The following is a 17,299-nucleotide window of genomic DNA, read 5'->3' as shown; positions in this document are numbered from 1 at the left end:
AGACGAAAATTTAAAGGTATGCCTGAATTTTTCACCTCTATTTACCAGCAATTTCTTGCAACCTCTGCCCTTGAATGGCTTGCCACAATCACAGGTTTTTTATGTGTGTTTCTAGCCGCTCGACAAAACATCCTCAATTGGCCCATTAGTATCATCAGTGTCTGCACATTTGCCTACATTTTCTTCACAAGCAAACTGTATGGCGATGCTATTTTGCAGTTCTATTTCCTATCGACAGCTATCTATGGTTGGTATTACTGGCAGCGCATAGAAAGCATACAGGATAGACCTATTAAATCTCTTGATAGGAAACAATTTTTGATAACAATTTTCATCACGATTGCATTAGCCGTCAGTATAGGATATCTACTCGATAGATTTACCGATACCGACGTTCCTTATGCGGATGGTCTATGTACTGCCATGAGTCTCGTGGCTCAATTTTTAATGACACGCAAAGTCTTACAAAATTGGTTAATTTGGGTCGTTGTTGATATCTTTTATATACCGCTCTATATACATAAAGATTTACTATTAACGGCTGTACTTTATATTGCATTTACTATTATTGCCTGGAATGGCTATAAAGACTGGAAACGAACATTTTTAAACACATATACGAACATTGAATAAGACTTTTTTGAAAAAAATAGCAGTTGTAGGTCCCGAATCGACGGGTAAATCAACAATTGCACAATATTTAGCAAATAGCTTAGGTACAGTATGCGTGCCGGAGTATGCGCGATATTATTGCAAAAATTTAAACAATCAATACACCCTTCAGGACGAAGTAAATATGTTTTACGGACAATTGGCCTTGGAAGAAGCTCTTGTACCGCTCGCCCAGAACATCCTCGTTTGTGATACAACTATTATGACCGTAAAGATATGGTGTGATCATCTCTTTGGCAATACGCCAGCCATTGTTACAGAAGAAATCAAAAATAGAGCATATGATTTCTATCTTCTGATGGATATTGATCTACCCTGGCAAGACGATCCGTTACGTGATTTCCCCAAAGAACGAGAACATTTTATGGAAGTATGGAAAAACGAATTAGATGGTTTAGGCACACCGTACATAATCATTTCAGGAACCGGCAACGTACGTAGTGAAAATGCATTAGCTGCTGTTCAGCAGTATTTGCAATAAGAAAGAAGCTGTAGTTTCTAGTTTCAATAAGTGAAATAAATTCTACAGCTTCCTTTAAAATCAGTAAAAGCAACCGCTTAATAGCGGTAAGCTTCCGGTTTGTAAGGACCTTCTACTGCCACTCCAATATAAGCAGCTTGTTCTTCCGTTAACGTATCTAATTCTACACCGATATGTGCCAAATGCAGACGTGCAACTTTTTCGTCTAGATGCTTAGGAAGCGTGTACACCTGCTTTTCGTAGTTAGCTGTATTTGTCCATAGCTCCAATTGAGCAAGCGTCTGATTCGTAAAAGAATTTGACATAACGAATGAAGGATGTCCTGTAGCACAACCAAGGTTTACCAAGCGACCTTCTGCCAATAATATAATATCTTTTCCGTCAATAGTATATTTATCAACTTGCGGTTTTATCTCAATTTTTGTGGCACCATATTGATCATTCAACCAAGAAACATCTATTTCATTATCGAAATGACCGATATTACATACGACCGTTTTATCCTTCATTGCTTTGAAATGTTCCGCCCGTACGATACCTTTGTTTCCTGTTGTCGTTACCACGATATTTGCTTCTTGAACAGCATCGCTCATTTTTTTCACTTCAAATCCTTCCATAGCAGCCTGAAGCGCGCAGATTGGATCGATCTCTGTGACTATGACCCGAACACCAGCGGAACGTAAAGATTCTGCAGACCCCTTACCGACATCACCATAACCTGCTACAACAGCAACTTTTCCGGCCAACATTAAATCTGTAGCACGGCGTATCGAATCTACCAACGATTCACGACATCCATATTTATTATCAAATTTAGACTTCGTTACCGAATCATTCACATTAATTGCAGGCAGATGTAATGTGCCATTCTTCATTCTTTCGTACAATCGGTGTACACCTGTAGTCGTCTCTTCGGATAGGCCTCTAATTTCATCTATCAATTCTGGAAATCTATCGAAAACCATATTAGTTAAATCCCCGCCATCGTCCAAAATCAAATTTAATGGTTGACGATCCTCACCAAAAAATAAAGTTTGTTCGATACACCAATTAAATTCGTCCTCATTCATACCCTTCCAAGCATATACAGGAATACCAGCAGCAGCAATAGCAGCAGCGGCATGATCTTGTGTCGAGAAGATGTTACAAGAGGACCAAGAAACATCTGCACCAAGCTCTACAAGCGTTTCGATAAGGACAGCTGTTTGTATCGTCATGTGCAAGCACCCAGCAATACGTGCTCCTTGAAGAGGCTTTGCTGCGCCAAATTCGGCACGCAAACTCATCAAACCAGGCATTTCAGCTTCAGCAAGCTCTATTTCTTTTCTTCCCCATGCAGCTAATGAAATATCTTTCACCTTATAAGGAACATACGTTGTTTCTATAGAAGACATATTATTAATTTTTGAATTACAAAAATAACCTATACAGAGTTGATTTCAAAGCATTTTGGCAAGCGCATTCTTTAAATCTGACATTATCTTGAGGATATCGTCTTGATTAGCGACGATCAATCCCTTACCTTTGTAGAGAAGTTCATTTAACTTCAGTTATAGAAGAGTATTTTTTGATATTTAATTATAGATAACATGTATCCAGAATATTTAGTAGCTCCAATGCGTCAAGAATTAATTGATGCGGGATTTCAAGAACTAAAGACAGTAAATGACGTTGATTCTGCCATTCCATCTGAGGGCACTGTATTCGTCGTGGTAAATTCTGTTTGTGGATGTGCCGCTGCAAATGCGCGTCCTGCTGCCCGTTTCGCAGTTGAAAATGGCAAAAAACCGACAAAATTAGTTACGGTATTTGCCGGAATGGAAAAAGATGCCGTTGACAAGGCTCGTGACTATATGCTCCCTTATCCTCCATCATCACCTGCAATGGCTCTTTTTAAAGATGGAAAACTTGTTCATATGATTGAAAGACATATGATTGAAGGACGTCCAGCGCAAATGATTGCAGACAATCTTATTGCAGCATTCGACGAATATTGCTAGAAATTTGATTTTTGAATATAAAAAGGCTTTTCAATTCTAGAAAAGCCTTTTTTTCTTTTGAGGCCCCATTAATCAACTCTCTTTATTTTAAATTAACAACGTAATTTGACGTCTATATTTCTGCTCCAGAATATCAGCAAAAAAAAGCCTTGATCGAATCAAGGCTTCATACTAGTATCTTTTCTATTGCATATCAAAAAGGTGCTTCTCGGCATGATAAGAAGAACGAACCAAGGGCCCGGACTCCACATATTTAAAGCCCATCTGTAATCCAATCTGTTTATATTTTTCAAACTGAGCTGGTGTAATCCATTCTACAACGGGGTGGTGAGCTTTAGTTGGCTGCAGATACTGCCCAACTGTAAGAATATGAACGCCCACATTATACAAATCTTGCATAGCCTCGACTACATCCTCTTCTGTCTCTCCAAAACCAAGCATAATTCCAGACTTTGTACGTAGTCCTGCTTCAGAGATACGACGAAGGCATTCCAGCGATCTATCATATTTGGCTTGGATACGTACTTCTCTTGTCAAACGGCGTACCGTCTCCAAATTATGAGACACGACTTCCGGACGTACTGCGAGGATACGATCAAGATTATCCCATTGCCCTTTGAAATCAGGAATTAAGGTTTCTAAAGTCGTTTCTGGACTTTCTCTCCGAATTGCATTGATTGTTTCCGCCCAAATAATAGAACCGCCATCCTTTAAGTCATCGCGATCGACAGAAGTGATAACACAATGTTTCACCTGCATCAGTTTTACTGAATTAGCCACACGATTTGGTTCATCAAGATCAACGGCTAAAGGACGTCCTGTAGCAACAGCACAAAATGAACATGATCGCGTGCAAATATTACCTAATATCATAAAAGTAGCCGTACCCGCACCCCAACACTCCCCCATATTGGGACAGTTACCACTCTCACAAATGGTGTGAAGTTTGTGTTCATCGACTAGACTCCGTACATGGCGATATTCTTTACCGACTGGCAATTTAACACGCAACCAATCCGGTTTACGTTGAGTTTCGGTAACTGGAATTACAGGAAGTTCAATCATACTACAAAGTTAAACAATATTTGGCTAAAAAAACTAAAAGTCAATTGTAGTTAAAATATCATATTCCACTGTGTAGGCAAATGTTTGTCAAACGGCATTAAAAATAAATTAGGATATTTGTGCAATCAAACTAATTTCGGGACTAGACATGTGTAAATTTTCGTTATTTCTGCTGAGCGTATTGCTCCCCTTTTTCGGTATCGCCCAAAGTACATCATTGCCGTTAATTCCAAAACCGAATAAAGTAACTTTCGGAGAAGGGACTTATAAAGTTCCAACAAATGTCGGACTTTACACAACGGAAATGTATGCCAGCAGCGCTTCGTTGTTGTCAGAATATCCTACTCTACAGACATCAGCAGTAGAAATTTTAAAAAAAGTAACTAAAAAACATCAGCAAGGGATTCGATTATTCCCTGCGGAATCTGCAGATAAGATTGCTCAAGGCGCTTACAGATTACAGATTGATGATGCAGGGATTTTAATTAAGGCAAACGATCCCCAAGCGATGATATCAGGGATTTATACATTACTGCAATTGGCTTTGCTCCAAGAAAATCCAAGCGTTTTACCTCAACTAACAATAGACGATAATCCACGTTTCGCTTACCGCGGATTACATTTAGATGTATCGAGGCATTTCATGCCCTTCTCTTTTCTAAAGAAATATATAGACGTTATGGCCTTGTATAAGTTCAACTACTTTCACTGGCATTTGACAGATGGAACAGGTTGGCGGTTAGAAATCAAACAGTATCCAGAGCTGACACAGAAGGCCGCTTGGCGCACACACAGCAACTGGAAAGAATGGCAAAATAACGGAAAACAATATATCACTAGCGGAAGTGCCAATGCGAGTGGAGGCTTTTATACGCAGGAGCAAGCAAAAGAGCTGGTCAATTATGCAGCCAACAAGGGTATAACGGTTATACCAGAAATAGAAATGCCAGGACATTCGGAGGAGGTACTCGCAGTGTACCCTCAGCTTTCTTGTACAGGTAAACCCTATGATCAAGGCGAGTTTTGTATCGGAAACGAAGAGACTTTCACCTTTTTAAAAAATGTACTGGATGAAGTGTTAACCATTTTCCCTTCTCCTTATATCCATATTGGAGGTGATGAAGCAGACAAAAAACATTGGAAAAACTGCCCTAAATGTCAAAAGCTTATACAAGAAAAAGGGTTAAAAAATGAAGATGAATTACAAAGTTACGCCATTCAGCAAATGGACGAGTATCTCCAATCGAAAGGTCGTAAACTGATTGGGTGGGACGAAATCCTAGAAGGTGGACTAACAAAAGGTGCTACCGTGATGAGTTGGCGAGGAGAAGAAGGTGGTATTAAGGCTGCAAACATGGGGCATGATGTCATCATGACGCCAGGTAATTTTTTATATTTTGATAGTTACCAAACAGATCCCAGAACTCAGCCTGAGGCTATAGGTGGATATTTGACGATTGACAAAGTATATTCTTACAATCCTATCCCCGCTCAAATAGAAAAAGATAAAGCAAAGCATATTTTAGGTGCTCAGGCAAATCTTTGGACAGAATATATGCCCAATTACCAACATGTAGAATACATGGCTTTCCCAAGAGCACTTGCTCTTTCTGAAGTAAATTGGACCAATCAAGAAAATAGGAATTGGATAGATTTTAAAGAAAGACTTCAACATCACTACAAAATATTACAACAGTTCGACATCAACTATTATAGACCGTCGTACAATATTGTCTCTACAATCCTTTTCAACAAGGATAGAATGACGAATACAGTAGCCTTAAGTTCAGAACAACTACATCCCGTTATATTCTACACGACGGATGGTTCGGAACCGACCAGCCGTTCGACACCGTTTACCAATCCAATAGAATTTACGAAGTCGGTAGGAATAAAAGCGGCCTCTTTTATAGACTCGGCCCGCGTAAGTCCTATCGAAAGCATCCAATTGGATTTGCATAAAGCGATAGGAAAGAAAGTTTTCTACAATAATAACTGGCAAGGGTATGCAGCACAAAAGGAACTGACGCTAACGAATGGAATAAAAGGAGGACTAAGCTACCATGATGAGCAGTGGCAAGGGTTTACCAGTGACTTCGATTCGTACGTAGACTTTGAACGTCGTGAGGAAATAAAATCTGTTTCTATGCAATTCCTACAACAGCCAGGACCAGGAGTCTTCTTTCCAGGAGAATTCCGAGTCTATTTGTCGGATAACGGAAAAAACTATCGAGAGGTAGGTACGTTAACAAACTTAGATGATGGTAAAGATCCAAGTTTAAAGTTTAAGACATTTGAAATCAAATTGGAAAAACCACAAATGGCGCGTTATGTTAAAGTCGTCGCGACAAACACCCATAAAGGTTTTCTATTTACCGACGAAATTGTGATTTACTAACACAATTTTCGGAAATAAAAAAAGCCGCTTACAAAAATTGTAAGCGGCTTTTTTTATCTTTTTTAGAATACGTAACGCGCAGTCAAACCACCATTAAATAGGAAACCATTAATTCCACCATACGATTTAACAAAATGGGCTGTTGGCCTTACATCAGCAGAAAAAGCAAAAGGAGCATTTTTCAACTTGTAGTCTACACCACCTGTAGGGAAAATACCAACGGAAACACCACTCCAATCTTCATAATCTGAAAATGTATTCGCGATAATTGCACCACCACCAACAAACCATTTGAATCCTTCGATGTTTGCAATTGGAAAATGATGTTGATAAGCACCAGAGATTGACAAATTGGTAACACCATCGCTATAACCGCCATAAGATTGGCTAGGCTTAACTCCTAGATCAAATTCAAGAGCTCCAGGAGCAGAAATGAAAGTCTTAAAAGAAGCACCTACTAAATCATAATATCCCCCACCAAAACGAATACCAACAGAGTTTTTGTAATCTTGAGCAAAAACACCAACCGTGAAAAATAAAGCTACAAGAGCCAACATCAATTTTTTCATAAATTTTTAATTGAAATGAATAACAAAGTTTTTAATGTAATTGTATTAATTATACGCAAGTAGGCCGTAAAAAGACGAATCAATTCGCGGTCTAAAGCTTGTGCAGAAACTTTTAAACATAAATCGTGCCGTAAAGTTTTTAAAAAGAGATAAACTTTAATAAAAATAATGTAACTTTGCACTCCGACAAAGCAGTCGGAATACTATCCCTCAAAAGGCACGTTTCGTTGCTATGTCAAGCACAACAAATTGAAAGTTAATTTTTTGAAGAAGAAAAATAATGCCTAGAAACGCCTCCATTAACTCAGTTTTAATCATTGGTTCGGGACCTATTGTTATTGGTCAAGCCTGTGAATTTGATTATTCAGGATCTCAAGCAGCCCTTTCTCTTAAGGAAGAGGGGATCAAAGTGTCCATTATCAATTCGAACCCTGCAACGATTATGACCGACAAGGTTATTGCAGACCATGTTTATTTGTTGCCGCTTACTTGTGAGAGTATCGAAAAAATCTTGCAAGAACAGCAAATTGATGCCGTACTTCCAACAATGGGTGGACAGACCGCTTTGAATCTTTGTATTGAAGCGTCGAACCTTGGTCTTTGGGAAAAGTACGATGTAAAAGTCATTGGTGTCGATGTAGCGGCCATTGAAAAAACGGAGAATAGAGAAGAATTCCGTCAGCTCATGATCGACATTGGTGTAGGTGTGGCTCCATCAAAAATCGCAAACTCATTCTTGGAAGGGAAAGAAGCTGCCCAACTCATCGGATTTCCACTTGTTATTCGTCCTTCTTATACCTTAGCTGGTACTGGTGGCGGGTTCGTACATAGAAAGGAAGACTTCGACGCAGCGTTAAATAGAGGTTTGCACGCTTCTCCTACGCACGAAGTATTGGTTGAGCAAGCTGTACTTGGCTGGAAAGAATTCGAGTTAGAATTGTTACGCGACAGCAACGATAACGTTATCATTATTTGTACCATTGAAAATTTTGATCCAATGGGCATACATACAGGAGACTCCATCACTGTTGCTCCTGGAATGACTTTAAGTGATAAGTGTTACCAAGAAATGCGTAATCAGGCAATTCGGATGATGCGTTCAATAGGAAATTTTGCGGGAGGATGTAATGTTCAGTTTTCTGTGAATCCTGAAAATGAAGATATCATTGCGATCGAAATTAACCCTCGTGTATCAAGATCATCAGCTTTGGCTTCTAAAGCGACAGGATATCCTATCGCCAAAATTGCAGCCAAATTAGCTATCGGATACAATTTGGATGAATTACAAAATCAAATCACAAAAACAACATCGGCCTATTTCGAGCCAACATTAGATTATGTAATTGTAAAAATCCCACGCTTCAACTTTGATAAATTCAAAGGAGCAAATAAGGAGCTTGGGTTGCAGATGAAAGCCGTTGGTGAAGTTATGGCCATCGGTCGTACATTTATTGAAGCTTTACAAAAAGCATGTCAATCACTTGAGACCAACCGTTGGGGATTAGGTGCCGATGGACGTCAATTACGTAGTCTAGAAGAAATAATGGATAGCTTGGAACACCCAAGTGGCGATCGTCTATTTCATATCAAAGATGCATTTGAATTAGGCGTTCCATTAGAATCTATAAGAAAAGCAACACGCATTGATAAATGGTTCTTAGTACAAATCCAAGAACTTGTTCAGTTAGAAACTGAGTTGCGTAGATATCAACTTAATAATATTCCGCGCGATTTCTTCCTAACGTTAAAACAAAAAGGTTATTCAGATGCACAAATTTCTTGGCTATTAGGTACAGTATCAGAAGACGATGTATATGCACGTCGTAAAGAACTTGGTATAAACCGTGTTTATAAAATGGTTGATACTTGTGCTGCAGAGTTTCCAGCGCAAACACCATACTATTATTCTACATTCGAGGATGAGAATGAATCTGTCGTATCGGACAAAAAGAAAATTGTGGTATTGGGATCTGGTCCAAACAGAATTGGACAAGGGATCGAGTTTGACTATTCGTGTGTGCATGGTTTGATTGCAGCGAAAGAGTCAGGTTATGAAGCAATCATGATTAACTGTAATCCGGAGACCGTTTCAACAGACTTTAATATGGCCGATAAGCTTTATTTCGAACCTGTATTTTGGGAACATGTACGTGAAATTATCGAACTTGAGAAGCCTGAAGGTGTTATTGTTCAACTTGGTGGACAAACAGCATTGAAAATGGCTGAACGCCTTGAATCCTTGGGTGTGAAAATCATCGGAACTTCATTCTCCAATATGGATTTGGCGGAAGATCGCGGTCGCTTCTCTGATTTACTAAAAGACCTTGCTATTCCTTATCCAAAGTATGGTGTAGCTACATCGGCCGAAGAAGCTTTAAAAGTAGCAAACGAAGTAGGATATCCGGTACTTGTTCGCCCATCTTATGTTTTAGGAGGACAAGGTATGAGTATCGTAATTAACGATGAAGATCTAGAAAAAGCCGTTGTCAATCTGTTGAAAAACCTACCAGGCAACCAGATCTTAATTGACCATTTCTTAGATCGTGCAGAAGAAGCAGAATCTGATTCAATTTCGGATGGCGAAAATGTACATATCATTGGTATGATGGAGCATATTGAACCAGCGGGAATACACTCTGGAGATTCTTCGGCGGTACTTCCTCCATTTGGCCTATCAGAGAACGTTCAGCAAAAAATGGAAGAATACTCTATTAAGCTTGCTAAAGCACTGAATGTTATCGGTTTGTTAAACATCCAATTTGCTATAAAAGGTGAAAATGTTTACGTCATTGAAGCAAACCCGCGCGCATCCCGTACCGTACCTTTCATTGCTAAAGCTTACGATGTTCCTTACATCAATATCGCGACGAAAGTGATGCTTGGAGTTAATAAATTAGCAGACTTCAAAATAGAACGTAAACTCAATGGCTATGCCATAAAAGAACCTGTATTCTCTTTTTCTAAGTTCCCTGAAGTTGATAAAACGTTAGGCCCTGAAATGAAATCTACAGGTGAGGCTATTCGCTTTATAAAAGATCTTCAAGATCCTTTCTTCCGCGAACTTTACAGTCAAAAGTCTATGTTCTTAAATGCACAATAAGGAGACTATACACGAGTTATAAAAAAAATGCCCGCATAAGCGGGCATTTTTTTTATAACTCGTGTATTAGATATCTTTAACACAGCGAAAACCAACATTATTAGTTGGACTATTTTCTTCTCCCTTTCCTCTACTTCCAGCTTTATACCGTTCGCAATACTGATCATTACATAAAAATGAACCACCTCTTTGTACCCTCTTCACGGATCCGGGTTCTTGTGGGTCATAAGAATCTACTGGTCCTTTCGGGTTTTTCAACGCTGTATGACTATAGGCATCTGGTCTATAAAAATCGGCGCACCATTCCCACACATTTCCTTCCATATCATAGAGTCCCCAAGCATTCGCTGGAAAAGATTTTACTGGAGCAGTGTCTTCAAAACCATCTTCTTTAGTATTAAGAACCGGAAAATCCCCTTGAAAGATATTGGCTAACCATTTTCCTTCTTCTTTCTTATCATTTCCCCAATAGTATGTTTCATTCGTATGTCGACCTGCTTTTGCCGCATACTCCCATTCAGCTTCTGTCGGCAATCTCTTGCCTACCCATTTCGCATAAGCTGCGGCATCTTGATAAGCCAACTGTGTAACCGGATGGTTTTCCTTTCCTTTTATTGTACTTTTTGGTCCTCGGGGATGTTTCCAACTTGCTCCAGGGACATAGGTCCACCACTGTAGGTGATTACTCAAATTAACGGCCCCTTCAGGGGGAGAAAACACAGCTGATCCTGGCACCAAAAGCTCAGGATCTACTCCAGGAAATTCAGCAGGATTTAAAGGTTGTTCTGCCACGGTAACATATCCGGTAGCATCGACAAATGAAGCGAACTGTGCATTTGTTACTTCATGTTCGTCCATATAAAACGAGTTAACTTCCACGCGATGAATAGGCTGAGCGTCGGGAAAATTGGCTGATCCCATTTGAAACCCTCCCCCTTCAATAAGCACCATATTCGCTTTATCGCTTCCTTCTTGATAAACTAATTCTGCGGATTGAATTGCAACAAATCTGGATGGAATATTACCAACATGACATACAGCAACACTATCGGAGACAAACGTGGTTTTATTCTCCTGACTATTCGATGACTGGCAGGCAATAAATGCCAATGAACTAAATGAAATCCATCTTGTTATAAACATAAGGCTAATATAACTTTTAGTTTCTCAGTTTACAAAAAAAAGACTACTATTTTAGTGGTCTTTTTTTTATACAGGTATTCTTCTGACTATAGATCTCTCTAAATTTCGTATCAATACCGTTATTTTTTTAGAAATCTACTTGTCCAATCAATTCTTTCAATTGTATTTCCGATAATTTAGCCTGTAACTGTGCCGCATTAAAGCGAGCGAGTGCATCAATAAAATTTTCCTGTGCGTCACGGAACTCTACTGCACTGATTGATCCAATGGTATACTTCGCTAAAGTAATATTCAAATTCTGCCTTGCGATATCCTCATTCTTCTCCTCTAGCTTTACCAATTCGAGATTCGTAAGATAAGTTTCATACGCCGTTTTTAGGTTTGTATGCACTAATAGACGTTGTTGTTCTATCTGAAGTCCTGCATTCTCTATCTGAATCTTCGCTACACGCTCATTTCTCCGCTGATTAAATCCATCAAATACATTCATTGATGCCGTGATACCATAATTCAAACCCCGTGAATTAGAACGAGCCACAAACCCCAAACTGGATTCCGACCTAGAGAAATTATACCCTGTATTCAAGCGTACGACTGGGTACCGAGAAGCCTTTACATTTTTAAGATCCAGTTCAGCTAACCGCTTATTCAGCAGGATAAGCTGCAGGTCTGGATTAAATTGATTTGCTTTTTCTTGTAAGTCATTATATACGAGCGCAGCATCAATTGTAACAACAGTATCTACCTGAAAATCAACATCAAGATCTCGGGCAAGAAGACTATTAAGTGATGTTTTCAGATTTTTCACCGTTTCGGCTTGGCGAAGACGAGCTGAAACATCCTCATTTAAATTCACCTGTACATTGAGAACCTCCAATTTTGCGGCTTTACCAATAGAAAATCTATTTTGAGCTGTCCGAAGTCTCGCATTAGAAATATGAATACTAGAATCCAGAGCCGATAACATATTCTGCTGTTCAACAAGTGTGTAGTATACCGTTATCACATCTCCAACGGTTGTCAAAATCATACGCTTAACCTCTAGATTACCTTGCTTTTCCAGTTCTTGCAATTTCTCCAGTCGAGCAAACATCCCCAATCCATCAAAGATCGTCCATCCCAGACTAAGCCCATAACTCAGATTATTATTCTTAGCGTTTGCCAACGAACGCTCATCACCGGTATTCTGTACTTGATTCGAATTTTGTACACTATTACTTTGCGAAAGATCAGCGGATACAGTCGGCAACATTCCAGCATTGCCATAGGTATTATTTTCCTTTGCAACCAGTTGATTATTTTTGGATAAACGGATATCATAATTATTTTGAAGTGCGATTTCCACCGCTTCTTTGGCTGTCAAAATTTCCTGAGCCAGGACATCACCGCACAGCGACAGAAAAAAACAACTTAGCGCTACTAAACTTTTCATTACTTATTCCTCAATATTATCGAATTCGGGCCTTCTCTTTCTCGATTTTGACATCATCAAATAGAAAGCAGGAATAACATATAGTGTTAAAATCAGAGAGAATAGCGTGCCTCCCACAATCACCACCCCCATACCAATACGGCTTGTCGATGCAGCTCCTAATGATAGCGCGATTGGTAATGCCCCTAACGCTATTGCCAATGAGGTCATCAATATCGGTCGCAACCGCGCTTCCGAAGCCATCACTACAGCCTCGTATTTCGCCATTCCTTGATCGCGCAATTGATTTGCAAATTCTACAATCAATATACCATTTTTAGTTACCAAGCCTATCAACATAATCGTCCCAATCTGACTAAATATATTCCAAGTCTGCCCGAAAAGCCATAACGAAAATAAAGCCCCTCCCACAGCCATAGGCACAGTGAGCAATATAATAACAGGATCCATAAAACTTTCAAATTGAGCAGCTAATATTAAGAAAATAAGTAACACTGCCAATCCAAATGCAAATGTTGTATTGGAACCGCTTTCAACAAAATCTCTCGCCTCCCCTCCCAAATCTGTTGTAAAACTCGCATCCAAAACCTTGTCCTTAATTGCATCCATACGTGCAATACCTTCGCCCATGCTTCGCCCTGGAGCTAAGCCGGCAGAGATAGTCGCAGACATATATCGATTATTATGGTAAAGTTGCGGAGGACTGCTCCGCTCTTCCAATTCAACGATATTATCCAACTGGATAAGTTGTCCGCTTTGATTCTTCACGAAAATAGAAGCAAGATCCATTGGTGTAGCACGATCCTTCCTATCGAATTGTCCCATAACTTGATATTGCTTGCCGTTCATCATAAAATATCCAAACCTTTGTCCTGACAGCGACATTTGTAGGGTTTGCGCAACATCGAGAACGGATACCCCTAAAGATTGTGCTTTTGCACGATCTATATAAACATAGATTTCAGGTTTATTAAATTTCAGGTTAACATCGGCGGTAGAAAAAGTTTGGTCCTTCGCTAACTCATCCATAAAAAGAGGTATTTTCTCTTCCAATTTTTGAAAATTCGGTGCCTGAATAATATATTGGATGGGAAGCCCTCCTCTCCTATTGACAGAAATCGTAGGTTGTTGAGATACAGCGACTCGTGCTTCAGAATATTGTTTAGTCAATTTAGAAAGATCATTTGTGATTTGTTCCTGCGTACGGTCTCTTTGATCCGGGGGGATCAATCCTAAGCGGACAATACCACTGTTGGCAGAAGCAGATCCAAAGCCCGGAGAAGTAATCACCAAACTAACTTTTTTCTCTGGTACCGAATCATTAATCAATTGTGTGAGTTCAGTCATAAAACGATCCATGTAATCGTAAGAAACCCCCTCGGGTGCTGTAGCTCTTAAACTAATGTAACTCCTATCATCATAAGGAGCAGTCTCTTTCGGTAGAACGGTATAAAAGAAATAAATGAGTACGAAACAAGCTCCAATGACTAGAAATGCTAACCATTTCATGCTCAAAAAACCACGCAGAGAGCCTTCATATTCTTTATTCATCATTTCGAAATACCGCTCCGTTTTCTCATAGAACTTAGAATGCTTTTGTCCCCCCCCTTTCATCAAGTAGGCATTTAACATCGGCGTTAATGATAAGGATACAAAAGCAGAAATAAGAACCGCTGCTCCGATCACGACACCAAACTCCCGGAAAAGACGGCCTACAAAGCCCTCTAGGAAAATTACAGGTAAGAACACCGCTGCTAATGTGATCGAGATGGATATAACAGCAAAGAATATCTCGTTAGATCCTTTGATCGCAGCTTCAATAGGAGACATTCCCTGTTCTACTTTCTTAAAAATATTCTCAGTCACTACAATACCATCATCCACAACCAAACCCGTTGCAAGAACAATGGCCAAAAGTGTCAACACGTTCACAGAGAAGCCACATAAGTACATAATAAAAAATGTGGCAATCAAGGATACGGGGATGTCAATTAATGGTCTAAAAGCGATCGCCCAATTTCTAAAAAAGATATAAATAATGAATACGACGAGCACAATAGCTATGGCCAGTGTCTCGACCACTTCCAACACCGCTCGTTTAACAAACTGCGTATTATCTATAGCAATATTCAGTTCAAATCCTGGCGGAAGATCATTTTGCAACCTATCATATTCTTCATAAAATTGCTTAGCAATATCCAAATAATTGGTTCCTGGCTGTGGTATAACAGCCATCGCAACCATAGGAAATCCTGAATCAGACATTTTAGTCTCAAAATTCTCTGCTTCCAATGCCGCCTTGCCAATATCCCCCATTCGAATGATCTTATTGCCATCCGACTTCACAATAATATTGTTAAACTCTTCCTCGGAAGCTAAATTTCCAATTGTCTTTACCGCCAATTCCGTATTTGCTCCTGTGAGGATTCCAGAAGGTAACTCTACATTCTGATTATTCAAGGCTGTACGAACGTCCAAAACTGTCAAACCATAGGACGCCAAGCGGACAGGATCTATCCATAATCGCATTGCGTATTTTCTCTGTCCCCAAATCTGAACAGAGCTCACGCCAGGAATTGTCTGCAAACGTTGTGCGATAACATTCTCAGCATAATCCGACAGTTCCAGTACATTTTTAGTGGAACTTTGTACCGTCATGGTAATGATGGGTTCCGAATCTGCATCTGCCTTAGAAACTACCGGCGCAGCGTCTATATCCTGTGGTAAACTCCGCAATGCTTGCGAAACTTTGTCCCGAACATCATTAGCAGCCTCCTCCAAATTTTTATCCAAGTTAAACTCTATCGTGATATTACTCGTTCCCTGATTACTTGAGGAAGAAATATTACGGATACCGTCGATCGAATTAATCGATTTCTCGAGAGGCTCGGTGATTTGAGATTCAATAATATCCGCATTAGCTCCCGCATAACTCGTACGAACAGAAATCTGAGCTGGGTCAATGGATGGAAATTCCCTAACCCCCAAGAATGTATAACCAATGATTCCAAAAAGAATCAACAGCAAATTCATTACAATAGCCAGTACAGGGCGTTTTATACTAAGTGTAGATAAACTCATAATACCTGAACATGAACCGGACTGCCATCACGTAGCGACATCACACCAGAAGTCAATACCGTATCTCCCTCGTTAATTCCTTTTGAGACCAAGACTTCCGAAGCTGTACGACCTCTGGTCTCCACTAATATTTCCCGAGCAAGTCCATTTTTCTGAATAAATATTTTCTTTCCATTTTGAACAGGGATTAGCGCCTCGGTAGGGACCAATAATCCTTTATCGATGGTCTCAAGTGGGAAAACCACATTGGCAAATGTTCCCGGAATCAAACTTCCGTTAGGATTATCAGCAAGAGCTCTAACCCGTAACGTTCTTGTCGTTGCTTCTACAGTAGGCTCAATCGCATATACCTTAGCTGAAAACTCTTCTGTCAGCTCTTGAACCGAAAATTTCACACTATTACCAACTTTTACTTTATTAGCATATTTTTCAGGAATGGAGAATTGCACTTTTATACGACTGGTATTCACTAATTGGGCAATGTCAGTCGTCGGAGTGATATAACTACCTCTCGAAATACTTCTCAACCCTACCGTACCCGAAAAAGGAGCTCTAATTAATGTCTTTCTTAACTGAGCTTCAATTAACTGGATCTGGGATTGGGTCGTACGAAAATCAGCACTTGCAATATCATACTCTTCTTGGCTTATCGCCTCTTTCTCCAATAGTAGCTTCGCGCGACGCTCATTTTCCATCGCCAATGCATTTCGAGTCTTTGCCTCCCCTAACTGCGCACGCAATTCAGCATCATTGATTTTGATAAGTACCTGTCCATTAGAAACCCGCGCCCCTTCAGAAAAATTCAGCTCTTCTGCTATTCCTGAGATTTCAGAACGAAGACTAATCATTTCGTCAGGTTCAATAGATCCCGTCAACGACAAAAAATCGGAGAAAGGCTTTCCTATTACCACTTTACCATATACCTTTAATTCCCGTTGTGATACAGCACCGGCTGCCCCTTCAGCCTTTTTGCTGTTAATCATCAATCGATATCCGACCAAAGCTCCAACTAGGATGAAGAGACTAATTAAAACTATTCCAACTTTTTTATTCATGATCTGCCTTAACTTCCTATAGAAGCCTTATGTTTTTCAAGGCAAGATAGCGGAATTTAGGCAAATCGACTTGTAAAAATATTAATATAAAATAATAGGATAGGTTCAATCCTATAGAGTCCGCAAAGACCCAACCTCGTATAAATGAAATCGTAATTACGAATATAGAGCTACAGGGAGGAAATTTAGGATCTTGTTCGGCAGCGTTGTGGTGGAATCTGTGTAGATAAAAAAAGGCCCCTCCAGTTATCACTGAAGGGGCCTGTATAAAATTAGGCACCGACCTACTCTCCCACCTGTTAC

13 protein-coding genes are annotated in these 17,299 nt (G+C 39.7%); 5 read left to right on the top strand and 8 right to left on the bottom strand.

The window, feature by feature from the left end; genetic code table 11:
- Nucleotides 1-18: 18 nt before the first annotated feature.
- Complete coding sequence (gene pnuC / locus ACSZOX_RS21300) at nucleotides 19-633, top strand: nicotinamide riboside transporter PnuC (protein WP_437922236.1); 615 nt, start codon at nucleotides 19-21, stop codon at nucleotides 631-633.
- 7 nt (nucleotides 634-640) lie between these two features.
- Nucleotides 641-1,153 carry an AAA family ATPase gene (locus tag ACSZOX_RS21295; RefSeq protein ID WP_437922235.1) on the top strand — a complete coding sequence of 171 codons (513 nt, stop codon included), beginning with the start codon at nucleotides 641-643 and terminating at the stop codon, nucleotides 1,151-1,153.
- Nucleotides 1,154-1,230: 77 nt separating this feature from the next.
- On the opposite strand, the gene ahcY is transcribed toward ACSZOX_RS21295, so the two are convergent.
- Entirely contained in the window at nucleotides 1,231-2,547 is a 1,317-nt protein-coding gene (gene ahcY, locus ACSZOX_RS21290) for an adenosylhomocysteinase (RefSeq protein WP_437922234.1), read from the bottom strand.
- Between the two features lie 195 nt (nucleotides 2,548-2,742).
- Here ahcY and ACSZOX_RS21285 point away from each other — a divergent pair, with 195 nt between their 5' ends.
- Nucleotides 2,743-3,153, top strand: coding sequence for a BrxA/BrxB family bacilliredoxin (locus tag ACSZOX_RS21285; protein WP_437922233.1), 411 nt, complete (start codon nucleotides 2,743-2,745; stop codon nucleotides 3,151-3,153).
- A gap of 183 nt (nucleotides 3,154-3,336) precedes the next feature.
- On the opposite strand, the gene lipA is transcribed toward ACSZOX_RS21285, so the two are convergent.
- Nucleotides 3,337-4,218, bottom strand: coding sequence for a lipoyl synthase (lipA, locus tag ACSZOX_RS21280; RefSeq protein WP_437922232.1), 882 nt, complete (start codon nucleotides 4,216-4,218; stop codon nucleotides 3,337-3,339).
- A 148-nt stretch (nucleotides 4,219-4,366) separates the two neighbouring features.
- On the opposite strand from lipA, the gene ACSZOX_RS21275 reads away from it, so the two are divergent.
- Nucleotides 4,367-6,616, top strand: a complete 2,250-nt coding sequence (locus ACSZOX_RS21275; RefSeq protein ID WP_437922231.1) for a glycoside hydrolase family 20 protein — start codon at nucleotides 4,367-4,369, stop codon at nucleotides 6,614-6,616.
- A 62-nt stretch (nucleotides 6,617-6,678) separates the two neighbouring features.
- On the opposite strand, the gene ACSZOX_RS21270 is transcribed toward ACSZOX_RS21275, so the two are convergent.
- Nucleotides 6,679-7,185, bottom strand: a complete 507-nt coding sequence (locus tag ACSZOX_RS21270; RefSeq protein WP_437922230.1) for a hypothetical protein — start codon at nucleotides 7,183-7,185, stop codon at nucleotides 6,679-6,681.
- Between the two features lie 280 nt (nucleotides 7,186-7,465).
- Between ACSZOX_RS21270 and carB the strand changes: the two genes are divergently transcribed.
- On the top strand, nucleotides 7,466-10,285 hold the full coding sequence (gene carB / locus ACSZOX_RS21265) for a carbamoyl-phosphate synthase large subunit (protein ID WP_437922229.1): 2,820 nt from the start codon (nucleotides 7,466-7,468) through the stop codon (nucleotides 10,283-10,285).
- Nucleotides 10,286-10,351: 66 nt separating this feature from the next.
- Here the strand turns inward: carB and ACSZOX_RS21260 are convergent, their stop codons facing one another.
- The 5 genes from ACSZOX_RS21260 to ACSZOX_RS21240 all read right to left on the bottom strand — a co-directional run.
- Nucleotides 10,352-11,428, bottom strand: a complete 1,077-nt coding sequence (locus tag ACSZOX_RS21260) for a formylglycine-generating enzyme family protein (protein ID WP_437922228.1) — start codon at nucleotides 11,426-11,428, stop codon at nucleotides 10,352-10,354.
- A gap of 127 nt (nucleotides 11,429-11,555) precedes the next feature.
- A complete protein-coding gene (locus tag ACSZOX_RS21255) occupies nucleotides 11,556-12,860 on the bottom strand; it encodes a TolC family protein (RefSeq protein WP_437922227.1) in 1,305 nt (434 codons plus the stop codon).
- 3 nt (nucleotides 12,861-12,863) lie between these two features.
- A complete protein-coding gene (locus ACSZOX_RS21250; protein WP_437922226.1) occupies nucleotides 12,864-15,941 on the bottom strand; it encodes an efflux RND transporter permease subunit in 3,078 nt (1,025 codons plus the stop codon).
- Entirely contained in the window at nucleotides 15,938-16,996 is a 1,059-nt protein-coding gene (locus tag ACSZOX_RS21245) for an efflux RND transporter periplasmic adaptor subunit (RefSeq protein ID WP_437922225.1), read from the bottom strand. The genes ACSZOX_RS21250 and ACSZOX_RS21245 overlap by 4 nt, the downstream gene beginning before the upstream one ends.
- 16 nt (nucleotides 16,997-17,012) lie before the next feature.
- Nucleotides 17,013-17,299 (bottom strand): hypothetical protein (locus tag ACSZOX_RS21240; RefSeq protein ID WP_437922224.1); only part of this gene is annotated, 287 nt, incomplete at its 5' end.

The organism is Sphingobacterium sp. LRF_L2 (assembly GCF_965644235.1).
In the GTDB taxonomy this organism is placed as follows: domain Bacteria; phylum Bacteroidota; class Bacteroidia; order Sphingobacteriales; family Sphingobacteriaceae; genus Sphingobacterium.
This window is presented reverse-complemented; position numbering and strand designations above follow the sequence as displayed.

Excerpts from the sequence above, each read along its gene's own strand:
- pnuC (WP_437922236.1), top strand. The coding sequence starts at position 19 with ATGCCTGAATTTTTCACCTCTATTTACCAGCAATTTCTTGCAACCTCT.
- ahcY (WP_437922234.1), bottom strand. The coding sequence starts at position 2,547 with ATGTCTTCTATAGAAACAACGTATGTTCCTTATAAGGTGAAAGATATT.
- ACSZOX_RS21285 (WP_437922233.1), top strand. The coding sequence starts at position 2,743 with ATGTATCCAGAATATTTAGTAGCTCCAATGCGTCAAGAATTAATTGAT.
- lipA (WP_437922232.1), bottom strand. The coding sequence starts at position 4,218 with ATGATTGAACTTCCTGTAATTCCAGTTACCGAAACTCAACGTAAACCG.
- ACSZOX_RS21275 (WP_437922231.1), top strand. The coding sequence starts at position 4,367 with ATGTGTAAATTTTCGTTATTTCTGCTGAGCGTATTGCTCCCCTTTTTC.
- ACSZOX_RS21270 (WP_437922230.1), bottom strand. The coding sequence starts at position 7,185 with ATGAAAAAATTGATGTTGGCTCTTGTAGCTTTATTTTTCACGGTTGGT.
- carB (WP_437922229.1), top strand. The coding sequence starts at position 7,466 with ATGCCTAGAAACGCCTCCATTAACTCAGTTTTAATCATTGGTTCGGGA.
- ACSZOX_RS21260 (WP_437922228.1), bottom strand. The coding sequence starts at position 11,428 with ATGTTTATAACAAGATGGATTTCATTTAGTTCATTGGCATTTATTGCC.
- ACSZOX_RS21255 (WP_437922227.1), bottom strand. The coding sequence starts at position 12,860 with ATGAAAAGTTTAGTAGCGCTAAGTTGTTTTTTTCTGTCGCTGTGCGGT.
- ACSZOX_RS21250 (WP_437922226.1), bottom strand. The coding sequence starts at position 15,941 with ATGAGTTTATCTACACTTAGTATAAAACGCCCTGTACTGGCTATTGTA.
- ACSZOX_RS21245 (WP_437922225.1), bottom strand. The coding sequence starts at position 16,996 with ATGAATAAAAAAGTTGGAATAGTTTTAATTAGTCTCTTCATCCTAGTT.